Source organism: Mesorhizobium sp. M7A.F.Ca.US.005.03.2.1 (genome assembly GCF_003997795.1).
Classification (GTDB): Bacteria; Pseudomonadota; Alphaproteobacteria; order Rhizobiales; family Rhizobiaceae; genus Mesorhizobium; species Mesorhizobium ciceri.
In genome coordinates this window covers 1-6,218 of record NZ_RZRP01000354.1, presented here as the reverse complement: position 1 = coordinate 6,218, position 6,218 = coordinate 1, and the positions used below count along the sequence as shown (strand labels likewise).

The 6,218-nt window shown below is 61.8% G+C and carries 8 protein-coding genes; 4 read left to right on the top strand and 4 right to left on the bottom strand.

From position 1 onward, the window contains the following. Nucleotides 1-613 (top strand): SDR family NAD(P)-dependent oxidoreductase (locus EN991_RS19710; RefSeq protein ID WP_127369354.1); only part of this gene is annotated, 613 nt, incomplete at its 5' end. A 3-nt stretch (nucleotides 614-616) separates the two neighbouring features. On the opposite strand, the gene EN991_RS19705 is transcribed toward EN991_RS19710, so the two are convergent. Further along, on the bottom strand, nucleotides 617-1,042 hold the full coding sequence (locus EN991_RS19705; RefSeq protein WP_013530978.1) for a low affinity iron permease family protein: 426 nt from the start codon (nucleotides 1,040-1,042) through the stop codon (nucleotides 617-619). A 262-nt stretch (nucleotides 1,043-1,304) separates the two neighbouring features. On the opposite strand from EN991_RS19705, the gene EN991_RS19700 reads away from it, so the two are divergent. Further along, entirely contained in the window at nucleotides 1,305-2,552 is a 1,248-nt protein-coding gene (locus EN991_RS19700; protein WP_013530977.1) for a hypothetical protein, read from the top strand. A 105-nt stretch (nucleotides 2,553-2,657) separates the two neighbouring features. On the opposite strand, the gene EN991_RS19695 is transcribed toward EN991_RS19700, so the two are convergent. The 3 genes from EN991_RS19695 to EN991_RS19685 all read right to left on the bottom strand — a co-directional run bounded on the left by EN991_RS19695 (nucleotide 2,658) and on the right by EN991_RS19685 (nucleotide 4,440). Continuing rightward, nucleotides 2,658-2,951 (bottom strand): hypothetical protein, encoded by a 294-nt coding sequence (locus EN991_RS19695; RefSeq protein ID WP_013530976.1) that lies wholly within the window; start codon nucleotides 2,949-2,951, stop codon nucleotides 2,658-2,660. A gap of 190 nt (nucleotides 2,952-3,141) precedes the next feature. Then, entirely contained in the window at nucleotides 3,142-3,783 is a 642-nt protein-coding gene (locus tag EN991_RS19690) for a DapH/DapD/GlmU-related protein (RefSeq protein WP_063168299.1), read from the bottom strand. A 138-nt stretch (nucleotides 3,784-3,921) separates the two neighbouring features. Beyond that, the gene (locus EN991_RS19685) at nucleotides 3,922-4,440 is read right to left on the bottom strand and encodes a CreA family protein (RefSeq protein WP_024501452.1); all 519 of its coding nucleotides are present in this window, start codon (nucleotides 4,438-4,440) and stop codon (nucleotides 3,922-3,924) included. A 188-nt stretch (nucleotides 4,441-4,628) separates the two neighbouring features. On the opposite strand from EN991_RS19685, the gene EN991_RS19680 reads away from it, so the two are divergent. After that, nucleotides 4,629-5,207, top strand: a complete 579-nt coding sequence (locus EN991_RS19680) for an SCO family protein (RefSeq protein WP_013530973.1) — start codon at nucleotides 4,629-4,631, stop codon at nucleotides 5,205-5,207. Between the two features lie 10 nt (nucleotides 5,208-5,217). After that, nucleotides 5,218-6,090, top strand: coding sequence for a 50S ribosomal protein L11 methyltransferase (locus EN991_RS19675; RefSeq protein ID WP_013530972.1), 873 nt, complete (start codon nucleotides 5,218-5,220; stop codon nucleotides 6,088-6,090). Nucleotides 6,091-6,218: the final 128 nt, after the last annotated feature.

Here is a 6,218-nt window from a genome sequence, read left to right as displayed (position 1 = left end):
TCTCGCCGAGAGGGCGTTCGGCGCCTTCGGCGGCGTGTCGCTGCTGATGAACAATGCCGGCGTGGGCGACAACCCCGGAAAGCCGTGGGAAAACCGCGATGCCTGGAAACGGCTGCTGGACATCAATTTCTGGGGCGTTGTGCATGGCGTGGAGGCCTTCGCGCCGCGCATGCTGGCCTCGGCCAGGCCGGGTCTGATCGTCAACACAGGCTCCAAGCAAGGCATCACCACGCCGCCCGGCAATCTTGCCTACAATGTCTCCAAGGCAGGAGTGAAAGCCTTCACGGAAGGCCTGGCGCACGCGTTGCGCAACGAACCCGGCGCCCATGTCGCTGCCCATCTGCTGATCCCCGGCTTCACCTTTACCGGTCTGACCGAGGGTGCGACGGAAAAACCGGCCGGCGCCTGGACCGGCGAACAGGTTGTGGATTTCATGCTGGAATCCCTGACCAGGGGAGATTTCTACATCCTGTGCCCGGACAATGAGGCGGCCCGGCCGCTGGATGAAAAGCGCATGGCCTGGGCGATCGGCGACATCATCGAGAACCGCCCCGCTTTGTCGCGCTGGCATCCGGACCACAAAGGCAGTTTCGCAGCCTTCATGAAAGGCTGATCTTCAGGCCGCTTGCTTTTTCGACCCGCGCTTCTGTGCCACGGCCTTCTTCGCCGCGATGTCGGCGATCTGTTCGTCATGCCGCTTTGCCGCACGCTCGCATTTGGCGCGGATTTCCTCGACTTCGGATTCGGTCAGATGCTCGATGCCGATGAAGTGGTTGTGGCCCTTGCCGACCCGGATCAGTTCGTCGAGCTTGGCCTGGATCGCCGCGCCGTCGCGGTTCTGAGTGTTCTGGATCAGGAAGACCATCAGGAAGGTGATGATGGTCGTGCCCGTGTTGATGACGAGTTGCCAAGTGTCCGAAAAGCCGAAGAACGGACCGCTCACCCCCCAGGCGATGATGATGAGGCAACAGACGGCGAATGTCGGCGGCAGGCCGGCTATGCGGGCGACCCAGTTGGCAACCTTGGTGAAATGCTTTTCCATCTATCGGAATCCTCGACGCTGCGGCGCGATGAGAAACAATCAGCGACCGCTTCAGGTTCCCGATGCGAACAAATACCTCAGGTACAATTGCCTACACGCATAGGGAGAATAGTCTGGAAAACACACCTTATGGGTTCAATGCCACAGTACTCCTGCAGGCAAGAGTGCCTGTTCCTTCCGCTTCACAGCGGTTTACCTCCAGCCCCTTCCGCTGCGCCACCCCCGCATGGCGGAAGGGGTTTCAGTCCGGAGAGCGCGGAGCATGGTTTCCCGAAAGCGCCGACCGGCAGAAGGACAGACGGTCGCTCCACTTTCCCGCAGATTGCTTGGCAGCGCCGGCCTAGGCCTGCTGATGGCCTGCGCGGCCGTGACCGCCAGGGCAGAACCATCAACAGCACCGGCTGCCGAAATAGCGACCGATCCGACAATCACCGGCAGTCTCGAAAGGCATTGGACCAACAACGCGCTGGACAGCGACCATGCGGTCAAGGACTGGTACACACTGTTGCGCGGTTCGCTGCAGCAGCAATGGGGCGACAACGACGCCAACGCGAAATTCAGCGCGGACTTCCAGGTAACGCATTACGACAAGACGTCGATCGAGGACGACCGCGGATTGTCGCTGTCGGCCGAGGCCTTCCGCCGGCTCGGCCCGGGTCTCGAACTGAGGGGATCGCTGAGCTATCGCGTCTCCAGCACCGGCGACAATCTGGATATCGGCCCGCTGACGCTGGGTACGCGGGAGTTCAAGCAGGTCTTCGGCGCCCAGACACAACTCGGCATCGACCTCGGCAACGCCACATCGCTGATCCTCGAGGCCGCCGACAGCTACGAAAAGCTCGGCGCGACGCATTTCCAGGAAGATCTCATCTTGCCGGCGAAGCTGCATGCCGACCGCAATCTCTTCCAGTTGGCGGCTCGGGTCACCCGAACAGTTGGCCAGCTTGCCTTCGGCGCGTCCGCGTCTGCGCTCTTCGCCAGCGTCGAGGAAATCGGTTACCCGCCGCTGTTCCTGTCGTTCAACGCCTATACGCTGCGCGCCGAGGCGGCCTACAAGGCCACCGATGGTTCGACGCTCGGCGTGGCCTTGGGTGCGCAGTTCCTGCGCGGCGCCGATAACATCTACCAGCGCTGGCGTCCGACCTGGCAAGTCACCTTCGGCAAGCCTCTGCCGCACGGCTTCGAGCTGCGCGGCACCTATTTCGGCCGCTACGAAACGTCCGAAACCGACGACCCCCTGGCTTCGTGGCTGCAGCGCGCGGAACTGGAACTTGGCATGAAGGTGCGCGAAAACCTCGGCATCGCTTCCGGCATCTTCTATGAGCTCAAGGACAATTTGCTCTACGAGAACCAGGAGCGCCGCAAGGGCGTCTATGCCGAAGCGACGTACAACGCGACCAAATCGATGGCCATTGTCGTTCGCGTCGACGTTTCCGAGACCTTCAAGACCGTGATCGACGAGCGCGAACACACGGTCGATGCATTTGTGGGCCTGCGGGCGAAGATCTAGCTCATTCCCGCGCTTGACTGGGTAGGCCCACAAGCGGAGGCAGGAGGGTGTTGAAGACCCTCCTGCCCACGACACGTGACATAAGGATGCCCGTGACTTTCCTGCTCAGTGACGGCCGCCCAGCTTGTAGCTGTTGCCGCCAAGGACATTGACGCCGATACCGCTGAGAACGCCGGTAAGGACGTTGGTCTTGTTGCCGTTCAGAATGCCCTGGACGACATTGCCGCTCAGGATGTTGTTGCCACTCAGGATGCCATTGAGCGCGGTCACCTGGCCGACACCGATGGACGGCGACACATTGATCAGGCTACCCGAGCTACCTCCCCAGCCGCCGGCATAGGCGCCGACAGTCGAGAACGAAACCATAGCAGCGGTGAGTACAAAAGCGAACTTCTTCATGACTTCTCTCCATTGTTGCTAGTAGTGTTTTCTTCGACTTCTTACGACTTACCCCCGAAACGAGTAGTGCATTTTGCCGAAAGTCTTGCAACCTTGGAGTGTTTAATTTCACGGATACAATCCGTTTTCCATTTCTTAACTTTAATATTTTACGTTAAGAAAATTGGTTACCGTCGACGTCTTGAGCTGGTCAGACGGCGTCGTTTTCCCAACGATCGAGGAATGCTTCGATCGGCATTGCCTGCATGTCGGGAACCGCTCTGGCGAGCTTTTCGACCGGCCAGTTCCACCAGGCGAGAGCTTCGATCCGCGCCGCGATATCCGGAGCGAAGCGTGGCCGGAGAGCCTTCGCCGGCACGCCGGCGACGATCGCGTAGGGCGGCACATCACGCGTCACCACTGCGTTGGCGCCAACCACCGCGCCATTGCCGATGGTGACCCCGGGCATGATCACCGCGCCGTGGCCGATCCAGACATCATGGCCGATGGTCACGGCTTTCGCCTGCCGCCGTTCGCGGAAGGCGGCATCGACGCCCAGCCAGCGAAAATACTCGTTCGGCCGGTAGCTGAGCTTGTGCTGGGTCAGCCGCTCTATGGGATGCTCCAGCGCATTGATGCGGCTGTTGGCGGCGATCGAGCAGAATTTGCCGATCGTCGTGTAGATCGCTTCCGAATGGCGTTCGAAATAGGAGAAGTCGCCGACGGTGACCTCGCGAAGCACCACCCGCTCGCCGATCGAGGCATAACGCCCAAGCTTGCACGCCTTCAACTCCGCGGTCGGATGGATGCGTGGCTCGGGGTCTTTCGGGACGAGATCTTCGGAACGGTCCATGCCGGCGGCTTTACCCCTAGGCGATTGGTCCCGCAAGCGGGGCCAATCGTCCGTCAGATCGTTTCCCGGCAAGGATTCGCCCAGGCGATTGGTCCCGCAAGCGGGGCCAATCGTGCGCCCGGGAAGGAACTGAATCGCCTATTGCGGCTTGCCTTTGCTCCACACCACGTTCTGGCCGTAGAGCGGCACGGTGGTGACCGACATTTTCGCCGAGCCGTTCTGCACCTGGCGCGAATGCGAGAGATAGATCAGCGTCTCGTTGGCCTTGTCGTAGATACGGTTCACCACCTGCTTCTTCCAGATCAGGCTGATGCCTTGCTTGAACACTTCCTCGCCGCCCTCGCTCATGTCGATGTCGCCGATGGTGATCGGGCCGGTCTGGCGGCAGGAGATCGAGGAATCGGACGGATCCTCGAACCAGTTGCCCTTGTGCAGGCGATCGATGATGCCGCGATCGAAATAGGAGACGTGACATGTCACGCCCTCCACCTTGGGGTCCTTGATCGCCTCGACGATGATGTCGTTGCCGAGCCAGTCGACGCCGACCTTGCCGACTTCATCGGCCACGGCGGCCCCGGCACCTAGGACAACGCACGCGGCCAAGGCACCGCCGATCAGTCTTCGCCCAATCAGTCCGTGCCCAATCAGTCGTTGCAAGGGACCCTCCTGCGGTTCGAGTTGCCGGTCACAGGTGGGGCGAGCGGCCCGGCTTTGCAAGCAGATAGGTCGACACCGCAGCGGTTGCGGCAACGCGGCACTTTGCCTGTGCGGGGCCGAACCGCTAAGACTGTCGCACAGGCGCGGCATTGAGCCGGCGCGACGATTTCTGCAGACGGACTTTTCTGATGATGCGTTCTATCCTGGTCGGTATTCTCGTCCTGATGGCGGCCGGCATCGGCTGGCTGACTTTCGACTGGTATCGCGGCCACTATGGCGGCGAGCCATTCGGGGCCGCCTTTACTCTGGTCGACCAGAAAGGCGCGCCGATCACCGAAGCCGCCTTCCGGGGCCAGCCCAGCGTCGTCTTCTTCGGCTTCACCCATTGCCCCGAGGTCTGCCCGACCACGCTGTTCGAACTGGCCGGCTGGCTGAAGACGCTCGGCGACGACGGCAAGAACCTGCACGCCTATTTCGTATCGGTCGATCCGGAGCGCGACACGCCTGAGGTGATGAACGCCTATGTCAGCAATTTCTCCGACCGTATCGTCGGCATCACGGGCGCTCCGGACAAGGTCCATGCCATGGCCAAGTCGTTCGGCATCTATTGGAAGAAGGTCGACACGGGCGACGGCGACTACACGATGGATCATACCGCCTCGGTGCTGCTGCTCAACGCCAAGGGCGATTTTGCCGGCACAATCGCCTACGGCGAAAGCGCCGATACGGCCATCGCCAAGCTGAAGCGGCTGGCGGCGAAAGGCTGATTACCATTTCATGACCCAGACGCGCCTTTACTTCACCACCGGAAAGATCGAGTCCGTCAGCATTTTCGCGGCGCTTGAGGCGGCCTTCGAGGAAGAGGGGCTGCCGATCGCCGTGCTGGAGGTCGACGAGGACAAGGACATCCACGAAGTATCGCTCTATGCCGATGGCGACGTCGATGCGGTCGAGACCCGCTTGAAGGACATCCTTGCCGGCCTTTCCCTGTCGAAGCCGATCGAGCGCGAGCCCCTGCCCGACATCGACTGGGTGGCGCATTCGCTGGAAGAGCTGAAGCCGGTGCGTGCCGGACGTTTCTTCGTCCACGGCGCACATGACCGCAGGAAACGCCACAGCGGCGAACTCGCCATCGAAATCGAAGCCGGCCTCGCCTTCGGCACCGGCCATCACGGCACCACCGCCGGCTGCCTGGAAATGCTGGAAAGAGTGGTCCGGCGCGAACACCCGCGCAATGCGCTCGACCTCGGCACCGGCAGCGCGGTACTGGCGATCGCCGTCGCCAAGCTGGCGCACATTCCGGTGCTGGCCACCGACATCGATCCGGTGGCGGTGCGGGTGGCTGCCGCCAATGCGCGGCTCAACCACGTCAAGGCACTGGTGGAAACAGCAACCGCGCCCGGCTTTCACCATCCGATCTTCGGCAAGCGCGCGCCCTTCGATCTGATCGTCGCCAACATATTGGCGCGGCCGCTGATGCGGCTGGCGCCGCAAATGGCCCATCATATCGCACTTGGCGGCTCGATCGTGCTGTCGGGCATCCTCGAGCGCCAGCGGGACGCGGTCATCTCGGCCTATGTCGGCCAGAATTTCCGCCATGTCAGAACCTTGCACCGCGAGGGCTGGGTGACGATCCACCTGAAGCACTAGACCGGCACCGACCGAGCCTGGACCAAATTCCCCCAGTTGTCAGTCCGGCGATGCTGTAGCAGGTTGCACGCAGCCGGAAATCGATTCCGATTTCCGCGACCGTACGTTACGGTTGCGCGGACTGCAGG